At 41.4% G+C, this 25,242-nt stretch carries 27 protein-coding genes and 2 pseudogenes; 24 read left to right on the plus strand and 5 right to left on the minus strand.

The genetic code is table 11. From position 1 onward, the window contains the following. Positions 1–41: 41 nt before the first annotated feature. From ACG9ZB_RS00265 to ACG9ZB_RS00280, 4 genes and pseudogenes are all read left to right on the plus strand, one after another. The gene (locus tag ACG9ZB_RS00265; protein ID WP_419323379.1) at positions 42–1,382 is read left to right on the plus strand and encodes an SIR2 family NAD-dependent protein deacylase; all 1,341 of its coding nucleotides are present in this window, start codon (positions 42–44) and stop codon (positions 1,380–1,382) included. Positions 1,383–1,499: 117 nt separating this feature from the next. Beyond that, positions 1,500–1,643: a zinc ribbon-containing protein gene (locus ACG9ZB_RS00270; RefSeq protein WP_419323381.1), complete on the plus strand. Its 144-nt coding sequence runs from the start codon at positions 1,500–1,502 to the stop codon at positions 1,641–1,643. Between the two features lie 106 nt (positions 1,644–1,749). Beyond that, positions 1,750–2,324: pseudogene (locus ACG9ZB_RS00275) on the plus strand (DUF4126 domain-containing protein). Between the two features lie 230 nt (positions 2,325–2,554). After that, positions 2,555–2,761, plus strand: a complete 207-nt coding sequence (locus ACG9ZB_RS00280) for a hypothetical protein (protein WP_419323383.1) — start codon at positions 2,555–2,557, stop codon at positions 2,759–2,761. 80 nt (positions 2,762–2,841) lie between these two features. Here the strand turns inward: ACG9ZB_RS00280 and ACG9ZB_RS00285 are convergent, their stop codons facing one another. Next, entirely contained in the window at positions 2,842–3,195 is a 354-nt protein-coding gene (locus tag ACG9ZB_RS00285; protein ID WP_419323385.1) for a hypothetical protein, read from the minus strand. 212 nt (positions 3,196–3,407) lie between these two features. On the opposite strand from ACG9ZB_RS00285, the gene ACG9ZB_RS00290 reads away from it, so the two are divergent. The 14 genes and pseudogenes from ACG9ZB_RS00290 (at position 3,408) to ACG9ZB_RS00355 (ending at position 13,331) form a co-directional block, all read left to right on the plus strand. Next, complete coding sequence (locus ACG9ZB_RS00290) at positions 3,408–4,106, plus strand: hypothetical protein (protein ID WP_419323387.1); 699 nt, start codon at positions 3,408–3,410, stop codon at positions 4,104–4,106. A gap of 107 nt (positions 4,107–4,213) precedes the next feature. Then, positions 4,214–4,486, plus strand: a complete 273-nt coding sequence (locus ACG9ZB_RS00295) for a hypothetical protein (protein ID WP_004983070.1) — start codon at positions 4,214–4,216, stop codon at positions 4,484–4,486. 602 nt (positions 4,487–5,088) lie between these two features. After that, positions 5,089–5,482, plus strand: a pseudogene (locus tag ACG9ZB_RS00300) (VOC family protein). Between the two features lie 639 nt (positions 5,483–6,121). Next, positions 6,122–6,787 carry an RluA family pseudouridine synthase gene (locus tag ACG9ZB_RS00305; RefSeq protein ID WP_419323389.1) on the plus strand — a complete coding sequence of 222 codons (666 nt, stop codon included), beginning with the start codon at positions 6,122–6,124 and terminating at the stop codon, positions 6,785–6,787. 277 nt (positions 6,788–7,064) lie between these two features. Next, positions 7,065–8,021 (plus strand): DUF4041 domain-containing protein, encoded by a 957-nt coding sequence (locus tag ACG9ZB_RS00310; RefSeq protein ID WP_419323391.1) that lies wholly within the window; start codon positions 7,065–7,067, stop codon positions 8,019–8,021. Between the two features lie 150 nt (positions 8,022–8,171). Beyond that, complete coding sequence (locus ACG9ZB_RS00315; protein WP_004695219.1) at positions 8,172–8,558, plus strand: ribonuclease E inhibitor RraB; 387 nt, start codon at positions 8,172–8,174, stop codon at positions 8,556–8,558. A 169-nt stretch (positions 8,559–8,727) separates the two neighbouring features. After that, positions 8,728–9,132, plus strand: a complete 405-nt coding sequence (locus tag ACG9ZB_RS00320) for an SRPBCC family protein (protein ID WP_279043394.1) — start codon at positions 8,728–8,730, stop codon at positions 9,130–9,132. A gap of 101 nt (positions 9,133–9,233) precedes the next feature. Next, positions 9,234–9,584, plus strand: a complete 351-nt coding sequence (locus ACG9ZB_RS00325) for a DUF488 domain-containing protein (RefSeq protein ID WP_419323393.1) — start codon at positions 9,234–9,236, stop codon at positions 9,582–9,584. 179 nt (positions 9,585–9,763) lie between these two features. Then, on the plus strand, positions 9,764–10,102 hold the full coding sequence (locus ACG9ZB_RS00330) for a zinc ribbon domain-containing protein YjdM (protein ID WP_419323395.1): 339 nt from the start codon (positions 9,764–9,766) through the stop codon (positions 10,100–10,102). Between the two features lie 139 nt (positions 10,103–10,241). Continuing rightward, a complete protein-coding gene (locus ACG9ZB_RS00335; protein WP_419323397.1) occupies positions 10,242–10,607 on the plus strand; it encodes a 5-carboxymethyl-2-hydroxymuconate Delta-isomerase in 366 nt (121 codons plus the stop codon). A gap of 233 nt (positions 10,608–10,840) precedes the next feature. Continuing rightward, entirely contained in the window at positions 10,841–11,176 is a 336-nt protein-coding gene (locus ACG9ZB_RS00340) for a YegP family protein (protein ID WP_004695228.1), read from the plus strand. 110 nt (positions 11,177–11,286) lie between these two features. Continuing rightward, positions 11,287–11,733, plus strand: coding sequence for a YybH family protein (locus tag ACG9ZB_RS00345; protein ID WP_039889976.1), 447 nt, complete (start codon positions 11,287–11,289; stop codon positions 11,731–11,733). A 98-nt stretch (positions 11,734–11,831) separates the two neighbouring features. Beyond that, entirely contained in the window at positions 11,832–12,236 is a 405-nt protein-coding gene (locus ACG9ZB_RS00350) for an NUDIX hydrolase (protein WP_419323399.1), read from the plus strand. A 39-nt stretch (positions 12,237–12,275) separates the two neighbouring features. Continuing rightward, positions 12,276–13,331, plus strand: a complete 1,056-nt coding sequence (locus tag ACG9ZB_RS00355) for a DUF1176 domain-containing protein (protein WP_419323401.1) — start codon at positions 12,276–12,278, stop codon at positions 13,329–13,331. Here the strand turns inward: ACG9ZB_RS00355 and ACG9ZB_RS00360 are convergent. Further along, a complete protein-coding gene (locus tag ACG9ZB_RS00360; RefSeq protein ID WP_234304569.1) occupies positions 13,328–14,263 on the minus strand; it encodes a tRNA dihydrouridine synthase in 936 nt (311 codons plus the stop codon). The genes ACG9ZB_RS00355 and ACG9ZB_RS00360 overlap by 4 nt on opposite strands. A 228-nt stretch (positions 14,264–14,491) precedes the next feature. On the opposite strand from ACG9ZB_RS00360, the gene ACG9ZB_RS00365 reads away from it, so the two are divergent. Beyond that, a complete protein-coding gene (locus tag ACG9ZB_RS00365; protein WP_419323403.1) occupies positions 14,492–15,442 on the plus strand; it encodes an IS481 family transposase in 951 nt (316 codons plus the stop codon). Between the two features lie 17 nt (positions 15,443–15,459). On the opposite strand, the gene ACG9ZB_RS00370 is transcribed toward ACG9ZB_RS00365, so the two are convergent. After that, positions 15,460–16,269 (minus strand): cytochrome C assembly family protein, encoded by an 810-nt coding sequence (locus ACG9ZB_RS00370; RefSeq protein ID WP_010327405.1) that lies wholly within the window; start codon positions 16,267–16,269, stop codon positions 15,460–15,462. 138 nt (positions 16,270–16,407) lie between these two features. On the opposite strand from ACG9ZB_RS00370, the gene ffh reads away from it, so the two are divergent. Both ffh and ACG9ZB_RS00380 read left to right on the plus strand, forming a co-directional pair. Continuing rightward, the gene (gene ffh, locus ACG9ZB_RS00375; RefSeq protein WP_010327404.1) at positions 16,408–17,814 is read left to right on the plus strand and encodes a signal recognition particle protein; all 1,407 of its coding nucleotides are present in this window, start codon (positions 16,408–16,410) and stop codon (positions 17,812–17,814) included. A 181-nt stretch (positions 17,815–17,995) separates the two neighbouring features. Further along, positions 17,996–18,595 (plus strand): RBBP9/YdeN family alpha/beta hydrolase, encoded by a 600-nt coding sequence (locus ACG9ZB_RS00380; protein ID WP_419323405.1) that lies wholly within the window; start codon positions 17,996–17,998, stop codon positions 18,593–18,595. Here ACG9ZB_RS00380 and ACG9ZB_RS00385 read toward each other — a convergent pair. Both ACG9ZB_RS00385 and ACG9ZB_RS00390 read right to left on the minus strand, forming a co-directional pair. Further along, positions 18,586–19,317: a type III pantothenate kinase gene (locus tag ACG9ZB_RS00385; RefSeq protein ID WP_419323407.1), complete on the minus strand. Its 732-nt coding sequence runs from the start codon at positions 19,315–19,317 to the stop codon at positions 18,586–18,588. The genes ACG9ZB_RS00380 and ACG9ZB_RS00385 overlap by 10 nt on opposite strands. 16 nt (positions 19,318–19,333) lie before the next feature. Beyond that, positions 19,334–20,089 carry a biotin--[acetyl-CoA-carboxylase] ligase gene (locus tag ACG9ZB_RS00390; RefSeq protein WP_348943170.1) on the minus strand — a complete coding sequence of 252 codons (756 nt, stop codon included), beginning with the start codon at positions 20,087–20,089 and terminating at the stop codon, positions 19,334–19,336. Between the two features lie 28 nt (positions 20,090–20,117). Here ACG9ZB_RS00390 and ACG9ZB_RS00395 point away from each other — a divergent pair, with 28 nt between their 5' ends. The 3 genes from ACG9ZB_RS00395 to smc all read left to right on the plus strand — a co-directional run bounded on the left by ACG9ZB_RS00395 (position 20,118) and on the right by smc (position 25,239). Beyond that, complete coding sequence (locus ACG9ZB_RS00395) at positions 20,118–20,921, plus strand: sulfite exporter TauE/SafE family protein (protein ID WP_419323409.1); 804 nt, start codon at positions 20,118–20,120, stop codon at positions 20,919–20,921. 159 nt (positions 20,922–21,080) lie between these two features. Beyond that, positions 21,081–21,776 carry a GntR family transcriptional regulator gene (locus ACG9ZB_RS00400; RefSeq protein WP_062034029.1) on the plus strand — a complete coding sequence of 232 codons (696 nt, stop codon included), beginning with the start codon at positions 21,081–21,083 and terminating at the stop codon, positions 21,774–21,776. A 10-nt stretch (positions 21,777–21,786) separates the two neighbouring features. Continuing rightward, positions 21,787–25,239 (plus strand): chromosome segregation protein SMC, encoded by a 3,453-nt coding sequence (smc, locus tag ACG9ZB_RS00405; protein ID WP_419323785.1) that lies wholly within the window; start codon positions 21,787–21,789, stop codon positions 25,237–25,239. Positions 25,240–25,242 lie beyond the last annotated feature (3 nt).

Genomic DNA, 25,242 nt, shown 5'->3' on the forward strand with positions numbered 1-25,242 from the left:
AAATACCCTACTTTCGAGTGGGGTTTTTATTTGAGAAGAAAATGAGTCATTATTTTGATATTGCCTATGCTGCTGTTAATAATCGTTTATGCTTAATTACAGGCGCAGGATTTACAAAGGCTATAACACACCAAAAAGCACCAACTTGGGAAGATTTACTTAAACAGTTATGTGGAATCTGTGATCCATCAGGTAATCTTGTAAATAAGCTATTTACTAGCACTTCTATTGGTTATTGCTCAGAATGTAATACAGAGCATAATATTGAAGTGTATAAGCCTATATTACCATTAGATGAATTAGCAGAAATTATTTCAAGAAAATTAAAAGACAAAGATCTTAATATTTATGAAGAAATAAAAAAAATTATTGAAAAGTTGGAATTGGACGGGAACTATAAAAATATAGAGAAATTTTTTAAAGAACATTCTTTTAGAGTAGTAACAACTAACTATGATAAATTAATCTTAAAGTTATGTGAAGAAGGAGAATGTCAGGCAATTTCGCCAGGGATGCTAATACCGCGCTTAAGTTCTAAAGTTAAAGTTTATCATGTTCATGGTTCAATTGACTCACCAACTAATATGATTGTTACATCTAATAATTACTTTAGGTTTATGAGTTCAGAGAGCTATTTTTCACAAAAATTAAGTACGTTACTTTTTGAGAATACTATAGTAATTCTTGGTTATGCTTTGAACGATAATAATTTAAAATCAATTTTCAATAATTATAAAGAGTTTGCTCAAACTACCATGTCATCACCAAATGTTATTCTAGTAACACGTCGTAAGATTGATAGGCATATTAAAGATTTTTATAAAAACACTTATAACATGCGTGTTTTAGATGGGGTTGAAATTGATAAATTCTTTGAAATTCTAAATTTACATATTCCTAAAGCAGAGGAATGTAAAGAAAGTTCAAAAGATGCTATTACTCGTGTCATGAAAGATGGTTTAACGCGGTTTTACAAAAAAGATTACCTAAGGTCATCAGATTCATTCTTTGAGATTTTCAATGCTATGATTTCATCTGGATTTAATTTTAGTTCAACAGAATCTCAAGAAAAATTTTTAGATGTATTTGAAAAGAAGAAACAGTTAACGGGGGAGGATGGAGCTTGGAGCCAATATACAGGATTAGCAAATTGGTTAACTTACTTCCTAACATGCATTGATATATCCAAATTTCATAACAAAGATAAGTTTATGGAAATCATTTCCCATTCTTTTAATACTATGAGTGAGGAGCTACTGTTAGGTTACTCATGGGAAGCTTATTCAATTTGGAAGAAGAATTGGGATGAAATTTTGGAACAGAATAAGATAGAAATTCAAAATTTTATGACGAAACAAGATAAAGCAATAGCATTTCTATAATTATATAAAATCATCCTTTGCCCAACTGCCCTCATCATCTGTCAAAATGGACAGTAGACAATCATCACAGAATAGATATACTGGATTGACCATTTCTAAACCACACGGAGAACAAAGATGGTAACTGCAGGTGATAAACCAGGAACAGGCTTCTATTTTTGTGTCCAATGCGGGCATCGCGTTTACTTAGAAATTGGTACAGACCGTCTACCACCGTGTATCAAATGCCATGGCACCCAATATAACAACAAGGTTGCCTAAGCTACACGACATAAAACAGCAGATCCTGTTTTAATCTAAAGCCCTATCACCCGATGGGGCTTTTTGCTATTTTAGCCATAGAAAACCAAAGGCAATGAGGTACAACATGGAAACCATATTAGGACTTTGTATCGGTATTGGCTTAAGTGCGGCCTGTGGCTTTCGTGTCTTTGTCCCATTCTTAGTCATGAGCCTTGCATCTATTCTGAGGTGGTTCGAACCCATGCAAGGTTTTGAATGGTTAAGTATGCCATCGGTATGCATCGCCTTAGCCATTGCAACCGTCTGTGAAATCGCAGCTTATTACAACCATGGGTCGATAACGCTTTAGACACCATTGCAACACCAACCGCAATGGTCGCAGGAACACTCACCACTATGGCAGTCAGCAGCGGGGAAATGTCGCAGTTTGCCAGTTGGGCTGCGGCAATTATTGTGGGTGGGGGAACAGCAGGCGCCGTGCAAATGAGTACCGTTGCTGTTCGAGGGGTTTCAACCGCGACGACAGGCGGGGTCACCAACCCACTGGTGTCTACAGTAGAGTGGGTAGGTGCCGTTTTACTGTCCGTACTGTCACTACTGGTTCCAGTCTTGGTGGTGATTGTGGGCATTATTTTTGCGATCTGGGCTGTACGTTGGTTTAAACGCAAAAAACAACAAGGTATCAGCACACCCTTATAGTCTCGCCAGTTTTATTATGGCATTGCTAGGTCTCTAAGTTTTAAAAATAGAGTGGCTAATTTTTTGGTTAGTGGAGATCAATCCTTTTAACTTGATATGGCTTAGAGATCAGTTTCACTTTTAAAATAATGATTGATTTTTATACGGGATCCGTTTAATTTTATAAATACATACTTTTTTTATGGTTTTATTTGTAGTTGAACTTTATAAAAATTATTCGGGGACTTTAAATGATAAAATTTATTGTAAATGAACAGTCTAGTGAAAAAGGCATCCATCATATTCATAATGCATCCTTAGGTTGTGCAGATTTACCCAGCTCGCAGGATCAAATTCTGATTGGTTATTTTGCCAATTATGAGCTGGCTTATAAACGGGCAAGAATGAACTGGCCTAGAGAAAAAGTCGAAGGCTGTGACAAGTGTTGTTTCAAATAGCGAAAAGCAAAAAAGCTCTGCAATTCATGCAGAGCTTTTCATTGTTGGATATGGATGTTCAACTTTTAAGCATTACAACATTAATGAATTTCAATTCGGGTCGTGACCTTAATTTTTCGACACTCTCGGTCAGCTTCGACTAAAGCGCGAATTTTAAAGTCAGAAAATCGAACCACTCTGTTTTGCATGGCAAACTGTTCAGGTGTTTTAATTTCTAAGCACTGAAAAGGGCGCAGGTTTTTTAGGATGTGCTTTTGTTTTTCCGTCATGTTCTGTGTCGATAAGTACATATAGCCTTTGGTGGTTTTTAATAACACTTCATTTGGCTGTGCTTCGGTTGAGCTGGTGACTTTAACGATATGTGTTTTTAACACTTTGCATGCACTGAGGGAAAGCGCAAGACACAGCATCAATAGGGCAGTTTTGGTTTTCATGATGAAACGTATTTGGATGGTCTTTCGTCACTTTAGCCGAAATTTTTCAACGGCAGCAATCAAAATATGACATGGATACAGTCATCTGTTTTAATTCTAGAGCATCCTATAAATAGGCTTCTGTTAAATGCTAAGCTTCAGCACAGATGCCAAAAATGAAGCATTTATTATTGTGCTCGCTTAACTACTTTATTTAAAAAATTAACAAAACTATGAAAAAACAGTTCATTCTCACTTCTCTAATTTTCGCTGCAATGTTGGGTATCTCCGCCAATTTGTATGCTGAAAACTTAAGCGCAGCGGATATTCAGCGTCAAAAAGCCACCAGCCAATACAAAGTTTACCTTCCCCCAAAATATACGGTGTTTGAGGTCGTGCAAGGGGACTTAAACAAAGATGGCTTGAAAGATGTGGTTTTAATCGTCAAAGGTACAGATCCGAAACAGTGGGTCACCGATGAATACCGAGGAAAACTAGATTGCAACCGCCGTGGTGTGATTGTGCTGTTGAATGCAAAAGGGCAGTACCAAAAAGTGGTTCAGAACCTGTCACTGTTTTCTTCAGAAAATGAAGATGGCGGTGTGTACTTTGCACCTGAGTTGGTGCCCTCTATCGAAAAAGGCCTGTTAAAACTAAATTATGCCCATGGTCGTTATGGATATTGGGCCTATCAGTTCCGTTTAGAGGGGAGTGATATGCGTCTGATTGGCTATGACAGCTCTGATAATTTCGGCCCTTATGTGAACAGCGAAACCAGTGTCAATTTTCTCACCGCAAAGAAGCTGGTCAGAGAAAATCTCAATAAAGACATTGATAGCGACCCTAAATTTAAAGAAACATGGAGCAAAGTGAATGTTGCTCCGATGTATATGAGCAAAATTCAGGACATCGACGCTCTGAGTTTTGAGTAGTCTTGGCTTAGTTTTTGCTCACTTATATTTCAAAAATGCACTTTTATGAGTGACGTGAGTCTGAGGCATCAGTCACATGACTGCTTGATCATGTATAGGGGAGAGAGATGGAAAGTAAAGAACTGGCCTTGAGTGTTGAAGAGAAACCTAAGCTGAGTACGGCTGCCCATTTGATGGCAGGCTGGCCTTTGTTTTTAGTGATGATTGGTGGTGCAATCGGTGGAGCCTTAGCTGTGGTTGCTTATGTGATTAACCGAAAAATCTATCTGTCTCAGCTCAGCAATATGCAAAAGGTGCTTGCCAATTTACTCTGTGGTATGTCCGCGATCAGTTTATGGTGGTTTATTGCAACATGGTTGCAAGGCTATATGAGGACTTAAGCGTTCTGGAATGATGGTGAAAAAATGATAGAAGTTCATTTTTATGCGATGAAATAGATAATTAAAGTGTCATGATGAATATTTTTATCAAATCTGGTTTTATTTGTGGAAATATTTTTCATCATTGCTTGAAATTAGCCGATCTTAGGAAATTCATCCCGCACCAATTTGCTTAATATAGCGTTTAAGGGCACAGGAATCGAAAAGAGTAGTTTGCGACTCGTTATCTATCAGATCAGCGTCGTACTTACCCACAAGGTCTCGATTCGGCTTAGGACGCTATAGATTATCCATTTATAGGCAAAAGTTTAGAACTTACCCAGTTTTAATCGTTGAAGTTATCTCCTGATCCCTAGAAACAACATAATAAAAACGACAGGATAAAAACAACAGGATAAAAACAAACGTCCATTTAAATATTTTCTTCCATTTTAAGCATCTATATTGCCCCGAATTTATTCAAATATTTGCTCTAACTGTGCCAAAACAAATTGGCGCTTTGGTTTGCGAAATCAGCTTTAAAAAAATTGCGATTTGATAACATTGGAACGCTTAGAGTTCTGCTATAACCATTAAAAGTCTGATAAAAATATGGAACAACAATGAAAATATATGTCACCAGCATCATGGTCGATAGCCAAGAAAAAGCTTGTCAGTTTTATACAGAAAAACTCGTTTTTAAAGTCAAACATGATGTACCTGTGGGGGATTATCGTTGGCTGACTTTGGTTTCAACCGAGAGTCCAGAGGGTGTTGAGCTGCTACTGAAGCCTGATGCACATCCTGCGGCGCAGCCGTTTAAAGCTGCAATTAAAGCAGACCTGATTCCCTATACTTCTTCAAGTGGATGACCTCGATGCGGAATATGAGCGACTCAAAAACTTATGGGTGCGCTTTACCAGTGAACCGATGCGGGCCGGAAAAGTCAAAGTTGCAGTCTTTGATGATACTTGCGGGAATCTCATTCAGCTGATGCAGGTCTGCGCAGGAACTTGATTTTCTCATCTGTGATGCAATAAAGAAATAAAATCCTGAGAAAAGTGATTTTATGTGAGAAAAAAATCATAAATACGCTGCATTTGGGAAAATATTTTTTAGATAACCTGAAAGCCAAGATTTTTTTCCAAAAATAGCCAAAAAGACTTTATCTTCGGGAAACAATCCCGCCCTTGGATTGTTAAATTATATCTCAAGGGTGTGACGGGATCGAAAAGAGTAGCATGCTACCAGTGGCGCAAAAAGCGTGAGTAGTACTTACCCAAAAGGTCTTGATTCGGCTTAGGACGCTATAAATCAAAAGTTTATAGGCTATAAGATCATTACTTACAAAGTTATGATAGTTGAAGTAAACAACATGTTTTCCCAGACACCCTAAAAAATTTGAACTCGAATAAAAGATAAATCAAAAAAAATAAATTTTAATATTTCCCGATAAAACCGAAAAATCCTGCTGTTGTAGTTTCACTTACATCATTTTATTTTAAGCTTTCAATCTAATCAGCCCTGCTAAAAAGTTGGCTTTATATAGGGTGATGGACGCCTAGGATTAAGGCTATTTTCCATATTTAGTGAATGATTGACAGCAGAAACACAGCTTGCTATTTTTCGCGCTCGCTTTTGTATGCTGTTATTCCTATGGCTCTAAATGACAACTTTATTTATACACCGCCCCAAGAAGACTTGGTGATCGTTTATGAAGACGATGATTTGGTGGTGATTGAAAAGCCTGCGGGCTTGTTGTCGGTGCCGGGACGTTTACCAGAACACCAAGACAGTGCTTATTTACGTGTTTTAGCACAGTTTCCACATGCCAAAATTACCCATCGTTTAGATATGGCGACCTCGGGGATTTTAATGTTTGCCAAGCACCGCGATGCCGAAGTCGCCGTCAGCAAAATGTTCCAAGCCCGCACGGTGGACAAACACTATATTGCTTTAGTTCAAGGTCAGTTGGATGCCGAAGGCAGTGTTGAAGTACCACTGATTACCGACTGGGAAAATCGACCACGGCAGATTGTGCACTTTGAACTGGGTAAGCCTGCAAAAACACTTTATCAAGCACTTACCTATGACATTGAGACTGATATTACGCGAGTTTTATTGATTCCAATTACGGGGCGTTCACATCAGCTCCGTGTGCATATGCAATATATTGGGCATCCAATTACAGGGGATAAGTTGTATCACCCTGAGCCGACACAGAGTCCATTAAAACGTATGGCTTTACATGCCAGTTTTCTCGCCTTTCAGCAGCCTTTAAGTGGAAAAGCGGTTGCGATTCATGGAAGTGTGCCATTTTAACTATGTCACATTTTAACTATATTTTGAGAAATACTTAAAATTTGGGATATCGGGTCGTTTAAAAAAACGTTAGCGTAAGTTGTGTAAGTATCCTTTTATCCAGTGCGCTTATCTTTGTTGAAATTAACATTTGAGTTTGGCTTTTGGGCCATGATCACGATTGATTGAAATTGAATGAAAATAGGTTTGTCTGTTCCAAGGCTTACTGTTCGAATTTGATGTGTTCTTACAGCGGAGTCTTTAAAAGAAAAATGACTTTCCAGTAAGGAGATAGGCCATGCTTTATGTATTTGCGGTCATTCTTGTCCTGCTGTGTGCTGTTATATGCGGGCAAAAAATACACAGCCTTGCCCAAAAAAAGAAGATTGAATTCTTAGAAATCAATTTAGAGCGCAGTCGAAACAGTTTAGAAGTTTATGAACAGCAGCAAAGTGAATTACAACACCGGCTGACCAGTTTAAGAATTGAGCTTGGAACACTCAGACAACGTAACGAAACTTTGAGTCCTTACCAAGAAATTATTGATGTTGAGCACTATGTCATTGAACGTCATAACCAAGTGGAATTGTTTGCTGAAACAGTCAAATTTGATGCTGAACAGATGCTCAAACAATGTCGGCAGCGCATCGAAAAAGTACATCACTTCTTAACAGAGTATGAGCGTAAAGCCAAAGAAATGAGCATGCTGCGCGCCAGAGAAAAACTGGGTGCTTTTTTTCACATGGCTGAAGAACGACAACATCTGGCTGAAATATCAAAGGCCTTACATCATAAGATTGAAACCTACAGCCAGAGTTATCAACTGCCTTCGGAGCAGTTATTAGATGAACTCATCAAAGGCTATGGGAAAACAGATGCGGCCTGTCATTTACTGAAAGTTCGGCAACAGGTGATTCGTGCGGTTGAGCAAAACGACGTTGTGAACTGCGCCTTTATGGATGAGAATCGGCGATTATCGATGATGGTCTTGGTTTCACAGTTATTTAATACGAAAGCAGACTTTTATTTACAACGTGTGAGCAAAGACAATCTTGGCCTTTTGATTCAATCTTTGCAGGATGACTTTACCCTCATCAATCACTATGGTGCGGCCTTTGGTCATACTCAGATACAAGACAGTTATCTGGCTTTACGCTTAGAAGAACTTAAATTTGCAGCCTTATTAGAAAACTTAAAAAGCAGTGATTTACAGTTTCAAGCGGACATTTTAGTTGAAGATCGGGTTTTACATTAACACGGCAAAGTCTACGTGAAATAAAGTCTAAACAACCTTCGAAAAATCAGATGTAACTGCTATAAAAATGAGCAAAATATGCTATGTTGAAGTCACTATTTTGTCACTTGCCAACGATATATTGGCTAAAAAGATAACAAGGACATACGCATGACACGTGATTATGAATTATATCCAGATGATGATAACGGAAATGTACTTTGGCAAATGGCTGAGGATGGTGACGACCTATCTGAACCGCATGAAATAGAATATTCGATTGCCTTTCAAGAGCAGTCACAAGCAGAAAAGTGTGCGCTGTATTTATTACAAGAAGAGCAAAAAATCACTTTGTTTGTCGATGAAGAAAGTGACGTATCTGAGTGGATTATTACCATTTACGTGTATATGGAACCTGAGTATTCAGATATTGTCGACCTAGAACAATGGTTTACTAAAATTGCAGAACAGTTTGGTGGTGAATATGACGGCTGGGGCTGTATGGCCTATGTCTATGACGACGAAGATGATGAGGACTATGAGCAAGGTCAGGCCTAAGAAAATGGTCAAATTTAAAGCATGTTGAAAAACATGCTTTTTTTATTGGTGGGTAAAAAGCCAGCACGTCATGTTTTGCATGTTTAAAAAACATGCACAAAAAAAATACAGTATGTGGGTTTGAGCGTTTTAAACTAAATCTGAATATTTGAAAAGAACGAGAAAAATCATGTCAAATAGCGTCCAATTACACCGCGTATTTAGTGCGCCCGTCGAGCGCGTCTATCGTGCTTTTACCACCGCAGATGCATTAGTGAAATGGATGGCACCACATGGCTTTACCGCACATGTAGATCAGTTCGATCTGCGTGAAGGTGGTCAATATCGCATGTTCTTTACCAACTTTAGTACAGGCATGCAGCATTCATTTCATGGCACTTATCATGAAATCGTTGAAAACAGCTTATTACGCTATACCGATGAGTTCGATGTGCCTGAACTAGCAGGTAAAATTGAAGTGCGTGTTGAATTTAAAGAAGTATCTGTCGGTACAGAGGTTCATATTACGCAGTCTGGTTTACCCGATGTGATTCCTGTCGATGGCTGTTATCTGGGTTGGCAAGAGTCGTTGTAACTCTTGGCTTTTTTAGTGAATCCAGACATTCCCGATGAATAGTGCATTGTCATCGTTGAACAATAGAATAAGTTGCACCATAGATTTAAAAGGAGTTTTGCATGCCAATACGCATGAAGCGGATTTATGCACCTGTCGAAGCAGAGGATGGCAAACGGATTTTGGTTGATCGGTTGTGGCCACGAGGGGTCTCAAAACTTGAGGCCAAAATAGATGAATGGCCAAAAATTCTCACACCCTCCAATGAACTACGGAAATGGTATCACCAAGACATGGTGGCATACTGGGATGAGTTTAAAGTCCGTTATATGAAAGAACTCGAAGCACATCCCGCCGAGTTGAATAATTTGCGTCAACTGGCAGTGCGTGAGCAGATCACTTTACTCACCGCAGCCAAAGAAGAACAGCATAACCATGTGGTGATTTTGAAGCAGTGTTTGGAACAAAAGTAAGTGTTGAGCTGATGCTATTACAGGGAAAATTTATATTTTCCTAGGCTTTATTTTATTCATCCCATGATAAGGCTAAAGCCTTAAAATAAATAGGTGATTCGCATCGCTTTCGTCTGAAAAATGTTATATTGGCGTTTTGAGCAATGTGAATTGCTTATTTTTTTATTTTTGAGGTTTTTATGTCTTTACCCAACTGCCCAAAATGCCAGTCCGAATATACCTATGAAGATGGTGACTTGCTGATCTGCCCTGAATGTTCAAACGAATGGAAAGAGGGAGAAGCAACAGAAGAAGTGGTAGCAATCAAAGATGCCAACGGCAACTTACTTGCTGACGGTGACACGGTAACGGTGATTAAAGATTTAAAAATTAAAGGTTCGTCATTGGTGGTGAAAGTCGGAACCAAAGTGAAAAATATTCGTTTATTGCCAGATGCCGCAGATGGCCATGACATTGACTGTAAAATTGACGGTGTTGGTGCGATGAAACTGAAATCTGAGTATGTGAAAAAAGCCTAATCCGCTGAGTTTGCAGCTCGAGATCAAAACGGAGTCAATTGGACTCCGTTTTTGTTTTTTAGCCATTTTGAAAAGATATTAAGCGTTGAAACACCAGCACAGCATGCTATAAAGATAAAAACCTGTTGAAGAATATGCTATGCCACATATCCACCTTGAATATTCAGACAATATCGACTCCCTTGAAGTTAAGCCGATGTTATTGGCGTTAAACCAAGCTTTGCTAGACGGTCAGTTTGTACAATCGGGCAATGAAATCAAAAGTCGTGCTATTCGGCAGTCCGATTTTGTGATTGGGGTAGATGGCGATGCACAGGCTTATTTACATGCCAAAGTGTCTTTATTAAGCGGACGAGATGAAGCTACCAAGTGTGCCATTTCGAGCCAATTACTCCAAACATTGCAGCAAAACTTTACCGCTACTCAGAATTTAACGGTACAAATTTGTGTAGAAATTATTGAAATGCCAAAAAGCAGTTATAGCAAGTTGGTATTAAAAGCATAAAATTATGAAGAGTTTCAAACCGTTTATTGGACCGGTATCGCGTGTTATTTAAACGGTTTGTTACTGTCATGCGTTATTCATATAGCGCTGTTATTTTAAAAAAATAAAAATTGGGCTGGTCATAAATGCACTTTTTTTTATAAAAGAAGTCATTTATATTTTATGAAATTAGATGATTTTTTATTCGGTTTTGGTGGATCTACAATCACTTTAAAATAACAATAGGTGAGCTTATGTCAGGATGGTACGAAGTAAGTCAGGCAAATGATGGCCAATATCGCTTTGTTTTAAAAGCGGGAAATGGCGAGGTCATTTTGACCAGTGAACTGTATAAAGCAAAAGCGTCAGCACATAATGGAATTGAGTCGGTGCAAAAAAATAGCCCCGATGATACGCGTTATGAACGCTTAGAAGCTAAAAATGGCAAACCTTATTTTAACTTAAAGGCTGCCAATCATCAGATTATTGGTACCAGTCAGTTTTATGCCAGTGAGCAATCCCGAGATAAAGGCATTGAGTCGGTTAAAAACAATGGTTCAAGCACCACGATTAAGGATTTGACGACATAAGATCAGATTACATATTTTGCTTGTTTTAAGAATTGAAGAAAACCGCGTGTTTGCTATGGATGGCGCACGCGTTTTTTTATGCAGTTTGATTTGTAGTGTGAGAGTGCGATGTGGATTTTCGATTAGTTGGAGATGAGCATGCAGGGCATGAAATTATCTTCAAACTCAAACAATGGGATGATGCCATTTGTAAAATGGATGTACAAAATATCATTCGTCTTTGTCAGAGTGATGTCAGCTTGTTTGATATTGGGTTTGAGCTGCAAGGTGTGCAAGCCTATCAAGAATTGTGGAGACGATATGCCCCATTTTTTCAGGGGGAAATCAAAGTGTTTAGGCGTAATATCAATATTTTTAGTCGTGACGGTTTAGCTTTTTTACATTGTTATTCTAAATTGGATCATGCCAGTGGCGTTGCAACTCCAGAGATTCCTTGGTGCAGAACTACGCTATGTTTTCAAAAAACGGCAGGTGAGTGGTTGGTTGCCCATCAGCATATTTCGGTGCCTGTGGACTTTGAAACTAAAATGTCAAAGCCGATTTATTTTCCAGACTGAGTTCGACTAAAGCTTTGGCTTGGGCACAGATCGAGCCACCTCAGTTTTAGTGAGTTATGTTTTAATGACAACATGAACAACTTAAGAATAAGGTATCTATGGCATTTCAAGACTTTTACCGACTGAGTTCTCATGCAGTGCTGACCAATGACGCAGGACAGGTTTTGCTACTGAAAGCCAATTATGCCGATCAGGCTTGGGGGCTACCCGGTGGAGCCTTTGATATGGGAGAAACCATTCATCAGGCTTTATTGCGTGAGTGCCAAGAAGAGCTCGGTTGTCAGGTTCAAATCGATTATTTATCGGGTGTGTACTTTCATTCGGCAGTGACCTCACATGCCTTTATTTTTAGATGTCATTTGGCTGCATCTGCTGAGATCAGCCTCAGTGATGAACATACGGCTTATGCTTGGTTTGATTTAGATCAGCTGTCGAGAGTACAACGGATTCGCGTTGAAGATTGTTTAAATTATACAGGTATCGTGCAAAGCCGAAGTTTTTGAGTGCAAAATTAAGATTCCTCTGAAGTGGAGTGAGTGCATATGTTGAATAATAAGATTATAAAACGAAATAGTCCCATCATTGGTGTATTGCTGATGAGTGCCCTGAGCCAGTTGACTCATGCTGAAACGGGTAACTATTTTATGCATAAAGACTGGGAACTTGCCTGTGATAATACGGGCATGTGCCGTGCAGTGGGATATCAAAGTGATGCTGAGTTTGGTCATCCAGTTTCATTGCTGATTTCTCGTCCCGCAGGTGCAGGCAGTGCAGTACTCAGCCAAATTCAAGTGGCGGAGGAGTTTACGCAGGATACTGAAGCTAGTTTAAACGTAGGAGGAACATCTCTGGGGAGCCTGACCATCGATGCCAAGAAAAGTACCGCGAAACTGTCCAGTGCTCAAAGTGCGCAGTTGCTAAAGGCTTTGGTAGGCGCAGAAGATATTCGTCTCACGACCCAAGCACAGCAATGGCAAATTTCAACTGCTGGGGCAAATGCAGTTTTGCTTAAAATGGATGATATACAAAAACGTGTAAATACGCCGAATGCGGTATATCAAAAAGGCAATCAGTCTGAGCAAAATGTTTTACAACCCAAAGCCATCCCTCAAATTGGTATTACGGCATATCGCCCTGCGGTTGCCAGCTACTTTGCCGTGGACAGTAAAAATGCCCATCAACTCTTTAAAAAGTTAAAAGCAACAACAGATGAACAAGACTGTCCAAATTTATATGAAGCACGGTTTTTTGAGGAAGATCGGGTTTCAGTCTATCCGCTGAATGCAGAACAAGTGGTGGTTCAAGTGCCATGCTGGCGTGGGGCGTACAATGAAGGTCTAGGTTATTGGGTCATGGACAAAGCATTGCAAAAGATTCAGCAGCAAGTCACCACATCAGGTTCAAGTTTTAGTGAGGCGCAGATTTTCTCAGAGCAAAAAGGGCGGGGTATTGCTGACTGCGGTATTCGTTCCGAGTGGGCTTGGAATGGAAAGGCTTTTGTCCTCAGTTATCATGCACAATCCCAGCAATGTAAAGGTTTTGCGGGTGGTGCATGGAACTTACCCACTTATGTCGCGATCGTTGCGCGAACGGATTAAGTCGCGCTTGCGTTTAGTTTAAGAATAATGTCATCCAGCGGCTTGATACGCTTGACTTCATCCCAGAGGGCTTTGGCTTCAGGATAGTGTTTAGACATCATGCCAAGCCATTGCTTATAACGTCCGACCATATTCATTTCTTTTTTATAGCCGCCGTTTAAAAAACGGATTTGTAAGGTCAGTAGCTCATTCCATGTGAGCAGAGGTGTATCGATATTTTGACGAATACACTGAGTCAAATCGGGGGTAGTCACGGCACCACGTCCAATCATCAAATCTTCACAGCCAGACTCTAACCGACACTGTTTCGCGTCTGTATTGTTCCAAATTTCACCATTGGCAATCACATTGATCTTCAATGCTTCACGAATCGGGCGGAGCTGATCCCAAAAAGCGGGTGGGGTATAACCATCGGCTTTGGTACGTGCATGCACGGTAACCCATGCTGCACCTGCATCTTCAATGGCATGAGCATTGTCCAACATAAAATGTCGGTCCATATAGCCTAAGCGCATTTTCGCAGAAACAGGAATATGTGCAGGAACCGCATCACGCACGGCTTTGACCAGTTCATGTACCACTTCTGGCTCATCTAAGAGTACAGAGCCACCACGGTGACGGTTCACGGTTTTGGCTGGACAGCCAAAGTTCATATCAATGGCGGGTGCACCGAGTTTCACTGCACGGATGGCATTGGCAGCCAACATTTCAGGGTCATTGCCTAAAAATTGAACATGCACGGGTGTTCCCGCTGCCGTTTTTCCATCATTCAGTAATTCAGGGCAATACTGATGAAAAATATGATCGGGTAAGACCGAATTGGTCACACGGATAAACTCGGTCACACACCAGTCGAAGCTACCTACAGACGTGAGCACATCACGCATGATGGGGTCGGTTAAGCCTTCCATTGGTGCAAGAATGAGTTTCACAGCGGTGTCACCAGTCAAATAGAAAAACGGTGTTATACGCAAATCCGATCACGCTGTCTAGTCTAAGGTGTCTGGGTTAAAGCGAAATAGCTTTGAATCTGTGTCTCCTCGACAAAGGCGTCATCATGTGAAACTAAAATAACCGTCCCTGTAAGATTTCGAATAGCCTGTGTGTTTAGTCTCAGATTTTAATGGTGCAATATTCTCAGATAAATGGAAGGAAGCACTATGGGACAAGTTCTACACAGCAGTGCCACAACGACACAGGCAGTGCGTCGAGCAATACAAAATAGTCAAGAGAGCTTAAGAAGGCTAGCGGAGCGTTACGGCATCAATCAAAAGACCGTCGCAAAATGGAAGAAACGTACTTCAGTAGATGATCTTACAACCGGTCCAAAGAATCCTCGCTCAAGCGTGTTATCGCCTGAAGATGAGGCGGCAATTGTTGCTTTTCGAAAACGCACTTTGTTGCCACTAGACGATTGTCTTTATGCATTGCAGCCGAGTATTCCTTATCTGACACGCTCGTCGTTACACCGCTGCTTGCAGCGGCATCGTATTTCAAGACTGCCTGAGGTACAAGGTGATCGCCCTGTCAGGAAGCGCTTCAAGAGCTACCCCATTGGTTACTTTCATATCGACATCGCTGAGATGCAAACAGCACAGGGTAAGCATTATTTCTTCGTTGCCATTGATCGCACTTCCAAGTGCGCGTTCACTGAATTGCATACTAAAGCCAGTAAGATGGCAGCCGCGGAGTTCCTGTGCAATCTGGTTAAGGCTGTGCCCTATAGAATCCATACGGTGCTAACAGATAACGGCATCCAGTTCACGAACCGCACCTGTGATAGCTACGCCTCTGAGCACATCTTTGATCGGGTTTGTACTGAATGTGGCATTGAACATCGTCTTACCAAGGTTAAGCATCCATGGACCAATGGACAGGTCGAGAGGATGAACCGAACGATTAAAGAAGCTATTGTTAAACGGTTCCATTACGACGATCACACTCAGCTATGCATTCACCTTGCTGATTTTATTGCTGCATACAACTTCGGCCGCAGACTCAAAACACTCAGGGGCCTGACTCCCTACGAATTCATCTGCAAACAGTGGATAGATGAACCTGAACTTTTTAAGATTGATCCGATCCATCAAATGCCGGGACTAAACACCTAGTCAAACTAAAAAAGACTTTATCGACCTAAAATCATTTCCAATACAAACTTAGAACCGATAAAACCAACAGCCAACAAGAAGAATCCAATTAAGGTAAAACGAATCGCTTTTTGACCGCGCCAACCAAAACGGTAATGTCCGATGAGTAAAGCCCCATACACGAACCAAGAAATAATACTAAAAGCGGTTTTATGTGCCAGATGTTGGGCAAAAAAGTTATCGATAGTAAAGAAACCAAACACCAACGCCACGGTCAGTAAAAGAAAACCCGTTTTAATCAAGTCAAACAGTAAAGATTCCATGGCTTGAAAAGAGGGCAGTAAGTTGACCCAAAAGCGTTTCTTTTGTTTGTTCTTTAACTCACGATCCTGGAACCATAAGATCACGGCTTGTATGGTCGCCATGAGTAGCACCGCATAGGCGGACAGCGACAAAATAATATGAATATCTAAACCCAATGAGCGCTGTTCAATAAATTGAGTGGACTGACTAAAGGCAAAACCTAAAATGAGTCCTGTAGCGGCCACAGGAATGCCAATCAGGTTCAAAGCTAGAATTGGACGGTAAGTGCTATAGAGTAGACTAAGTAATAGCATGAGCCCCGATGTAAATGACATTAAGACAAAAACGTCATAATTCACCCCCATTGGCGTGAGCATGTCATGGTACAAAACAGTTGCATGTAGTAATAAGCCTAAGCCTAAAATAATGCCAATAAACCAATGGTTTGGATCACGTTTAGCCATTAATTTGAGGAACAAATACCAAAAAGAGGTGGTATAAGCGACTAATGCTAAGATGGTGTAAACCAAGGGCAGGCTAATCATGTCAAACCTTTTTCAGGATGATGAATATTCATTTATATAAATTCGGTGCGAACTACAGTATCCTATAGCATTCTATGCATAAATTTTCTATTTTAAGAAAGATTTTTTTGCAACTAGCAATTTTAAGCGGATTTTGCAATGTTTGATACCTTAACGGAACGACTCACGCAGAGTTTAAGAAATGTTACTGGCTCTGGGCAGCTAACCGAAGACAATATTAAAGATACCCTACGTGAAGTACGTATGGCACTTCTTGAAGCCGATGTTGCACTTCCTGTAACTCGTGAATTTATCGCGAAAGTTAAGGAAGAGGCGTTGGGTCAAGAAGTCATGACTCAATTATCGCCGGGCCAAGCATTTGTTAAAATCGTGCATGACGAATTAACGAAAATGATGGGCGAGGCAAATGAAAGCCTTGATCTTGCAGCAAAACCTCCTGTTGTGGTCCTACTCGCGGGCTTACAAGGTGCAGGTAAAACAACAACGGCTGCAAAACTTGCTCGATTCTTACAAGAACGCCAAAAGAAAAAAGTAGCGATGGTATCTGCCGACGTTTACCGTCCAGCAGCAATTAAACAGCTACAAACCGTTGCAGGTGAAGTTGGCGCGATTTTCTTTGAATCGAGTGCTGACGAAAAACCGATTACCATTGCAACCCGTGCAATTGAACAAGCCAAAATTCAGTTTGCGGATGTCTTGATTGTCGATACTGCAGGTCGTCTACACGTAGACGATGAAATGATGGATGAGATCAAAGAACTTCATGCGGCGATTAAGCCAACTGAAACTTTGTTCGTGGTCGATGCAATGACAGGTCAGGATGCTGCAAATACAGCCAAAGCCTTCAATGATGCACTGCCATTAACTGGTGTGATTCTGACCAAAACTGATGGTGATGCACGTGGTGGTGCGGCGCTTTCAGTACGTGCAATCACAGGTAAGCCAATCAAATTCTTAGGTATGGGTGAAAAGCTCGATGCCTTAGAGCCATTCCATCCTGAACGTGTTGCACAGCGTATCTTGGGTATGGGTGACGTACTTTCTTTGGTCGAAGAGCTTGAACGTAAAGTCGACAAAGAAAAAGCCGAAAAAATGGCGAAAAAACTGCAAAAAGGCGGCAGCTTCAACTTTGAAGATATGCTAATGCAGTTTGAGCAAATGAATAAAATGGGCGGCATGATGGGCTTCTTGGACAAGTTGCCTGGCATGAGCAATGCAGGGATTCAAGATGCGTTGGCGCAAGCTAACCCTGAAAAGCAAGTGAAAAAGATGGAAGCGATTATCCAATCGATGACCATCAAAGAGCGCCGCAATCCAGATCTGATGAACCCAAGCCGTAAAAAGCGCATTGCAGCAGGCTGTGGTATGGATGTCGTTGAAGTCAATAAATTGATTAAACAACATGCGCAAATGGCGAAAATGATGAAGAAATTTGCCAATCCATCGGGTATGGCAAAAATGATGAAATCATTAAGTGGTATGCAAAAACAATTTGGTGGTGGTGGCGGAATGGGACCATTATTTGGTGGGAACGATAAGAAGTAATCTACTTCTAACCATTTCAGAAAAAGGCGCGTTGAGCGCCTTTTTTTCTGTTGTTTTGTGAGTCATGGAAAATATTATGTGTATTTTTCAATACTCTCAATCAATAACAAAAACGCACTGTTTATGGCTTGAAAGTTGCGTAAAATTTATTCTTTTCAAACATTATAATAAGAAGTTGAAAATGAATGGATCAAAACAACATATCTATATTGTGCATGGCTATCAAGCATCGCCCAATGGCCATTGGTTTCCGTGGCTAAGTCAAAAACTCAGTCAGATGGATCTGCATGCTGAAGTAAAACGCTTAGTGCTTCCGCATAGTGATGCACCACATTTCGAAGAATGGCAACAGGCTTTGGCCCTGCAAATGACTACTTTGGATGAAAATACCATCATCATTGCACATAGTTTGGGGTGTCTAGCGACTTTACATTATCTCAGTAGTAAACTGCGTGAACGTCGAATCAAAGCGATCTTCTGTATTGCGGGCTTTAAAGCGGCTTTAAAAACCTTACCTGAGTTAAGTGATTTTATTGCGCAAGCGAAGTTAGACAGCGGGATACTCCACTCTCACATCGCTTCACGTGTGGTGATGTTTTCCAATAATGACCCCTATGTCCCACCGCCTTTGGCTCTTACCTTTGGGCACTTTTTGAGTGCAGAGGTACTGGAGGTGAAACGTGCAGGGCATTTTATGCGTGAAAATGGCTATGCTGAATTTGAGCTACTGCTTAATACTTTAAAACCCCTTTTACAACAACAGGCGGTGGCTCAGGGTTGATGCTGAATATAATATTGCAGTCCTTTAAGTAATAAATCATTTTCAATACGTGGTGCATACTCTGCCAAATAGCGTGCAAATACAGGCGCATCACCGCCAGTTAAAATCAGTTGGCGTGGAGACTGTTGCAAGACTTTTTCAATGGTGCTGACCAAGCCGAGCAAAATCCCATGATGCACTGCGTCGATGGTATTACGACCAGGCCCCAGTTCATCAAAAGCAGCATCTGGAATTTTAATGCCTTTGGTGTTCTGGATCAGCGAATCTCGTTGTAAGTAGAGATTTGGTAAAATATAGCCGCCCAAATGCTGCAAACCATCTGCCAAGTCGATGGTCAGCGCCGTGCCACAGCTAATCACACAATAGTTCTGCTCAGGATCACGTGCGACGGCCAACACTTGCAGCCAACGGTCAATTCCGAGTTGTTCCGGCTGTTCATAGCCACACTGTAGGCCAGCATAGTTGACCTGTACTTGAGCAAAGGTGATCGGTACATTTAAACTTTTTAAAAGTCTACCGATTCGGTCATTATTTTTTTTGTCCTGAACCGAAGAAACACCAATCTGTTGGATGTTTAAGTTTTTAAAATGCTGAATTAGACCTAAAAGCAAATCGGCAGGGGACTGTAAATGTAACTCAGCCCCTTGTTCCAAAATTTGATCTTCTTGCGTAATCCAATACTTCAGACGAGTATTACCAATATCTAACCATAAATTTTTCATGATGATGCTCAATCATTTAAACAAGGATCATTGGACGTAAACGGCCTTGATAAAAATTTTCAACACCATTGGCGGTCTGAATTTGTACCGCACCATCATCTTGAATGCCTAAGAATAGGCCTTGAGACAGACCTTTCATATGTTCAAATTCGACCTGTTGCTGCATAAAGGCTGCGTAATGATTGAAACGAGAAGCCAGATTTGCACTGTTATGGGTGAACCATAGGCCTGCTTGTTGAATCGCTAGATATAGTTCCGCCATTAAGCGAATGCGATCTGCTTGGGCTAAACCCAGCTGTTCAAGTGAGCTGGTGGCTTGATCAAGCTGGGTATCTTCGACTTGGTTGATATTGATGCCTACCCCAATAATCGCTTGGTGGCTAGACAGTGGTTCAACTAAAATGCCGCCCCATTTACCTTGAGCACTGTAAAGGTCATTTGGCCATTTCACTTGCAGAGCAATGCCTTGCAAACTCGGCATTTGCAAGATATTTAACGCAATTTCTAAAGCCAAGCGCCCATCTATAGGTGTTTTGGTCTGTAGCAATGTGCTTAAATAGATGTTTCCTTCAGGAGAAACCCATTGTCGTTGACGCTGTCCACGACCTTGAGTTTGTCGTGTACTGCAGACCAAAACGCTCTGAATCCCTTTTTGCGCAATTTCACGCACATCATCATTGGTGGACGTGGTAACTGGCTTAAGCAATAAAACTTCAGGAAGTTGCTGTGCTTCAGCGAGAAGCTGTTGTAATTGGCGTGTCTCTAAATCCATATGAATCTGAGAAAAGTGAAAAATGATCATGGAGTTAATCATATATTTACTGATTGGCGCAATCGCTGGTTTTGCTGCGGGGCTATTTGGCGTTGGTGGTGGACTCATTATCATCCCGATTTTATATGTGGTGTTTACTCATTTGAACTATGACCCGAGTGTCATTATGCACATGGCGGTTGGCACATCACTGGCCACGATTATTGTCACTTCAATGAGTTCCGTGAGTGCGCATCATAAAAGTGGAGCCGTGTTGTGGTCTGTGTTTCGCAATTTGGCCCCAGGTTTAGTTATGGGTGCTTTTTTAGGTGCGGGCATTGCAGACTATATGTCAGGACATGGCTTACAACTGCTGATCGGTTTTTTTGCGGTATGGGTGGCGTACAAAATGTTTAGTGGCGCACATGTTGAGGTCGATCCATCGCGTCAGTTGCCCTCTACAGGCAAACAGTTATTTGTCGGTGCTGGCATTGGTGTGGCTTCTGCGATCTTTGGTATTGGTGGGGGGAGTTTGACGGTGCCGTACTTAAACCGTCATGGTGTGGTTATGCAAAAAGCTGTGGCGACGTCTGCGGCTTGTGGCTTACCAATTGCAGTGGCTGGAGCTTTAGGTTTTATGTGGTTTGGTCATCGAGCTGAAGTGAATGTACCGAATACCATTGGTTATATTCATGTCTATGCCTTTTTCGGGATTGCTGTCATGAGTTTTATCACCGCCAAGTTTGGTGCGAAAGTGGCGCATCTTTTATCGCCTGCGATGTTGAAAAAGTGTTTTTCGGGTTTGTTGGTGGTTGTTGGTTTATATTTTATTTATCAAGGTTTTAGTTCTTAATTTCTTTGACAATGTTGTGTGCGTTGCTGTTGATTGGCATTATAGACGGTAAAATTGTTAGACAATGACATAGTGTTTAGCGTTTAAGATCGGGTAAAACCTAAAAATAGGTCACTAAAGACCATGGATTGCATCTTATAAAAACAAGTTAGGAACAGTATGCAAGCACATGATACAGAGAGTTTGTCCGAACAAATTGCTAAGCACATCAGTGAACAAATCATTCGCGGTGAGTTGGTCGAAGGTGAGCGCATACAAGAATTACGTATTGCCGCTGAACTGGATGTGAGTCGCGGCTCGGTGCGTGAGGCCTTGTTACTGCTTGAGCGCACACATCTGATTGAAATCTACCCGCGCCGCGGCGCTATAGTCTCTGAAATGTCCGCTCAGCAAGTGCGCGCCTTGTTTGATATCAGTAGTCTGCTGTTGGGGCAAATTGTGCAACGTATTGCGGAGACATGGCGTAGCTATGAAGCGGAAAGTTTACAGCTGTTATTGGATGAGTTGGGGAATCAACTGAAACAGGGCAGTATCGAAAAATTTTATGATTTGATTTTTGAAGGATTGGCACGCCAGCATGAAATGGTGGGCAATGCCTATTTGATGAAGTTTTACCAAGAACTGTTACCCTCGATACGTCGGAGCTATTTTTTAACCTTAAATACTTCGCGTAGAGAGTTACAAGAATCTTATGATTTATTTAAACTGGTGACTGATGCGGTTTTAATCAGAAAATCACAACAAGCTACTTTATTTATGGAAGATTTTTGTCGACACTTACGTAACTTGGTGTTGGAATCTCTGACCCGAATGAAACAAATTGAACTTGCGTGGGCGAGACGCTCACGACGTTAGTCAGGACATTATGCGTTTAAGCAGTTTAAAACTTTCCGGCTTCAAATCTTTTGCCGACAGTACCATATTACACTTTAAAGATAACCGCACCGCAGTCGTTGGGCCGAACGGTTGTGGCAAATCCAATGTGATCGATGCTATTCGCTGGGTCATGGGCGAATCCAGTGCGCGTCAGTTGCGTGGTGGTAGTATGCAGGATGTCATTTTTACCGGTACGGCAAAGCGTAAACCCGTGAGTGTTGCCAGTGTCGAACTTCGTTTTGACAACACTTATGGCAAGTTGGGTGGTAGTTATAATGCCTATACCGAATTGGCGGTCAAACGTCAGGTCAACCGAGATGGCAAGTCTGAATACTTTTTAAATGGCACCAAATGCCGTCGTCGGGATATTACCGATATATTTTTGGGCACAGGTTTAGGGCCACGTTCTTATTCGATTATTGAACAGGGCATGATCAACCGTTTGGTCGATGCAAAACCTGAAGAAATGCGAGTTTTTATTGAGGAAGCCGCAGGGGTTTCTCGTTATCAAGCACGTCGCCGCGAAACTTTATTGCATTTGGATCACACCACGCAAAATTTATCGCGTTTAGAAGATATTGCCTCCGAGTTAAGATCACAGTTAAAAACTTTAAAACGTCAGGCTGAAACCGCGATTCAATACAAAACACTGGAAAGCCAAATTCGCACCATTAAAGTCGAAGTTTTATCTTTTCAGTGTGAACAAAGCAGCCGTTTACAGCAAGAATATACGCTGCACATGAATGATTTGGGTGAGCAGTTCAAACTGGTGCGTTCAGAGTTAACCACTTTAGAGCATGATTTGACGTCAACCAGTGAGCTATTTCAACGCCTGATTCAGCAGTCCACGCCATTACAGAGTGAGTGGCAACAGGCAGAGAAAAAGCTGGCTGAGCTGAAAATGACTTTGGAACAAAAGCAGACACTGTTCCAGCAAAACACGACCGCTTTGGCACAGCTTGAACAGCAGAAGGCGCAAACCAAAGAACGTATGCAGTTGATCGAGTTACAACTGGAAAGTTTGCACGAACAAAATGAGCTTCATACCGAACAGTTACAACAGCAAGAAAGTCAAAACCAACAGCAAAGCCAAGGCTTAACGGATTTAAAAGCACAGCAGCAACAATTGCTTCAACAGTTTGAACAAGTCAAAAGTTTGGTTGAAAAACAGCAGCAACAAAAAACGCAAATGTTGGCGCAAAGTGAACAGTTGGCCAAAAACATTTTACGCTTTGAACAGCAAAAGCAAATTTTAGAGCAGCAAGCAGCGCAAATTCAAAACCAAAGCCAGTTGGATGCGATTGACCAACTGCTAAATGCCAAGCAAGATGCCGAGGCACAGCAGTTACAACGTGAGCAAAGTATCATTGAGGTACAGTTGCAGCTGGATGATTTGCGTATCCAACATCAAGCTGCTCAAACTGAGTTGAATCAGCATAAAGCAGATATACAGGTCTTAAGTGCAGAACAGAAACATCTAAAGCAGTTGTTGGTCAAAGTCAGTGCCTTAAAAAATAGTGATCATCCACAGTTGATGCATGTGCTGCAGCTTAAAGATGCGGCTAAAACCCATGCCGCGCTGGTCGAGAAATTCTTAGCCAAATGGCTTTCTGCGCATTGTTTGGACAACAGCGATGCATTCACCGATGCGGTTGCACGTCAGTTAACGCCTCAGCCGCATGTTGAGCTGATCGAAATTGCAGGTTGCGATAGCCTAGCCAGTTGGATTGAATCGCCACAATCCTCTTTGTGGCAGCAGGTGGGGGTGACCACCAACTTAAAACAAGCCTTGGCTCTCCAAAAGCAATTGAAAGATGGTCAGTCTCTTCTGAGTTTAGACGGTTACCATGTCGGCGTGGACTGGGTGATTGGTTTGGATTATGACGAAGCAAGCCAAGCTGGACAGGGTGCGCTAAGCCATCGGATTCGTTTAGATGAAATTGAGCAGAGTCTTGCTGAAAAAATAGGACTTTTGACTCAGCTTGAAACGAAAACCACAGAACTTCGTACTCAAGTCCAAGCGGTGGATGAGCAGTTAAAAGCGGATCAACAACTGTTGAAAAAAGAAGTTCAAGCGACGCAGCAGATTGATTTGAATATTGCCAAAGTGCAAAGTACCAACCAAGCCTTTGAAGTGCAAAAGCAACAATTGGTCAATCAACTGGCGCAGTTAGACAGTCAGCTTGAAGAAGATGCCATGCAAAAAGATGATCTAGAGATTGATCTGCATGCATTGAATATTAAGCTAGAGCAAAACTTGCCAAATTACAAAACCATGCAGTTCCAAGTGGAGTCTTTGACTGAGCAACTGGATGATAGCCAGCAGCAGGCACAGCAGGTTTGGCAAGCACTTGAAATGGTGCGTCGTCAGGCGGTGCAAACCACACAGCAGATTGAACTGTTAGAAAAAGACAGTACTTTCTTAAAAGCGCAGTATCAGCAAATTTTGTCACAGATGGAGCAGGCCAAAAAGTTTATTGACCCTGTACAACTTGAGCTACCAGCCTTAGAAAGCCAGTTCAGCGAACAAGCACAGATTACTGAAAAGCTGCAAAAAACATGGTCTGAATGGCAAGTTGAGCTGAATGCAGTGCAAGAACGTCAGCAAAGTTTGACCGAACACCGTCATCAACAGCAACAACAAGATGAAAAGTTGAGAACCCTGTTAGAAGAGAAACGGTTGGCGTGGCAAGCGGCAAAGTCAGACTTACAACATTATTCTGAACAGCTCAAAGAAATGAATGTTGAACCTATTTTGGGTTTGAGTATTGAGATCAGCAGCCATCAACAGATTTTGGAAAAAGCGCAGCAGCAGTTTGAGAAATTGGGTGCAGTCAATTTGGCGGCTTCAGAAGAATATGAAGAAGTGTCTAAACGTTTTGAAGAGTTGAGTCATCAAATTCAAGATTTGGAAAATACCGTTGAGCAGTTGCGTGCTGCAATGAAAAGTATTGACCAAGAAACCCGTAAACTGTTCATGAGCACTTTTGATCGGGTTAATGCTGAACTACAAGATCTGTTCCCGAAAGTTTTCAATGGTGGAGAAGCCAGTCTAAGTTTAGAAGATGATTGGCAGTCTGGGGTAAAACTGATGGCTCGTCCGCCAGGCAAACGCAATAGCTCTTTGGCGCTACTTTCAGGCGGAGAAAAAGCCCTGACTGCGTTGGCCTTGGTGTTTGCGATTTTCCGTCTCAACCCATCGCCATTTTGTGTATTGGATGAAGTAGATGCGCCTTTAGATGATGCGAACGTGGGAAGATTTTGTAATCTTGTAAAAGAGCTTTCTGAACAGGTGCAATTCATTTACATTACCCATAATAAACTCGCAATGACGATGGCGACCGACTTGTTAGGTGTTACGATGCCTGAACCGGGAACATCAAAATTAGTGACTGTAAATTTAGAACAGGCAAAAGAATACGGTTTAGTCGCGGAGGCCTAATAA

This window comes from Acinetobacter johnsonii (genome assembly GCF_048551975.1).
Taxonomy (GTDB): domain Bacteria; phylum Pseudomonadota; class Gammaproteobacteria; order Pseudomonadales; family Moraxellaceae; genus Acinetobacter; species Acinetobacter johnsonii_A.

Coding starts and splice junctions, on each gene's coding strand:
- ACG9ZB_RS00265 (WP_419323379.1), top strand. CDS start 42: ATGAGTCATTATTTTGATATTGCCTATGCTGCTGTTAATAATCGTTTA.
- ACG9ZB_RS00270 (WP_419323381.1), top strand. CDS start 1,500: ATGGTAACTGCAGGTGATAAACCAGGAACAGGCTTCTATTTTTGTGTC.
- ACG9ZB_RS00280 (WP_419323383.1), top strand. CDS start 2,555: ATGATAAAATTTATTGTAAATGAACAGTCTAGTGAAAAAGGCATCCAT.
- ACG9ZB_RS00285 (WP_419323385.1), bottom strand. CDS start 3,195: ATGAAAACCAAAACTGCCCTATTGATGCTGTGTCTTGCGCTTTCCCTC.
- ACG9ZB_RS00290 (WP_419323387.1), top strand. CDS start 3,408: ATGAAAAAACAGTTCATTCTCACTTCTCTAATTTTCGCTGCAATGTTG.
- ACG9ZB_RS00295 (WP_004983070.1), top strand. CDS start 4,214: ATGGAAAGTAAAGAACTGGCCTTGAGTGTTGAAGAGAAACCTAAGCTG.
- ACG9ZB_RS00305 (WP_419323389.1), top strand. CDS start 6,122: ATGGCTCTAAATGACAACTTTATTTATACACCGCCCCAAGAAGACTTG.
- ACG9ZB_RS00310 (WP_419323391.1), top strand. CDS start 7,065: ATGCTTTATGTATTTGCGGTCATTCTTGTCCTGCTGTGTGCTGTTATA.
- ACG9ZB_RS00315 (WP_004695219.1), top strand. CDS start 8,172: ATGACACGTGATTATGAATTATATCCAGATGATGATAACGGAAATGTA.
- ACG9ZB_RS00320 (WP_279043394.1), top strand. CDS start 8,728: ATGTCAAATAGCGTCCAATTACACCGCGTATTTAGTGCGCCCGTCGAG.
- ACG9ZB_RS00325 (WP_419323393.1), top strand. CDS start 9,234: ATGCCAATACGCATGAAGCGGATTTATGCACCTGTCGAAGCAGAGGAT.
- ACG9ZB_RS00330 (WP_419323395.1), top strand. CDS start 9,764: ATGTCTTTACCCAACTGCCCAAAATGCCAGTCCGAATATACCTATGAA.
- ACG9ZB_RS00335 (WP_419323397.1), top strand. CDS start 10,242: ATGCCACATATCCACCTTGAATATTCAGACAATATCGACTCCCTTGAA.
- ACG9ZB_RS00340 (WP_004695228.1), top strand. CDS start 10,841: ATGTCAGGATGGTACGAAGTAAGTCAGGCAAATGATGGCCAATATCGC.
- ACG9ZB_RS00350 (WP_419323399.1), top strand. CDS start 11,832: ATGGCATTTCAAGACTTTTACCGACTGAGTTCTCATGCAGTGCTGACC.
- ACG9ZB_RS00355 (WP_419323401.1), top strand. CDS start 12,276: ATGTTGAATAATAAGATTATAAAACGAAATAGTCCCATCATTGGTGTA.
- ACG9ZB_RS00365 (WP_419323403.1), top strand. CDS start 14,492: ATGGGACAAGTTCTACACAGCAGTGCCACAACGACACAGGCAGTGCGT.
- ACG9ZB_RS00370 (WP_010327405.1), bottom strand. CDS start 16,269: ATGATTAGCCTGCCCTTGGTTTACACCATCTTAGCATTAGTCGCTTAT.
- ffh (WP_010327404.1), top strand. CDS start 16,408: ATGTTTGATACCTTAACGGAACGACTCACGCAGAGTTTAAGAAATGTT.
- ACG9ZB_RS00380 (WP_419323405.1), top strand. CDS start 17,996: ATGAATGGATCAAAACAACATATCTATATTGTGCATGGCTATCAAGCA.
- ACG9ZB_RS00385 (WP_419323407.1), bottom strand. CDS start 19,317: ATGAAAAATTTATGGTTAGATATTGGTAATACTCGTCTGAAGTATTGG.
- ACG9ZB_RS00390 (WP_348943170.1), bottom strand. CDS start 20,089: ATGGATTTAGAGACACGCCAATTACAACAGCTTCTCGCTGAAGCACAG.
- ACG9ZB_RS00395 (WP_419323409.1), top strand. CDS start 20,118: ATGGAGTTAATCATATATTTACTGATTGGCGCAATCGCTGGTTTTGCT.
- ACG9ZB_RS00400 (WP_062034029.1), top strand. CDS start 21,081: ATGCAAGCACATGATACAGAGAGTTTGTCCGAACAAATTGCTAAGCAC.
- smc (WP_419323785.1), top strand. CDS start 21,787: ATGCGTTTAAGCAGTTTAAAACTTTCCGGCTTCAAATCTTTTGCCGAC.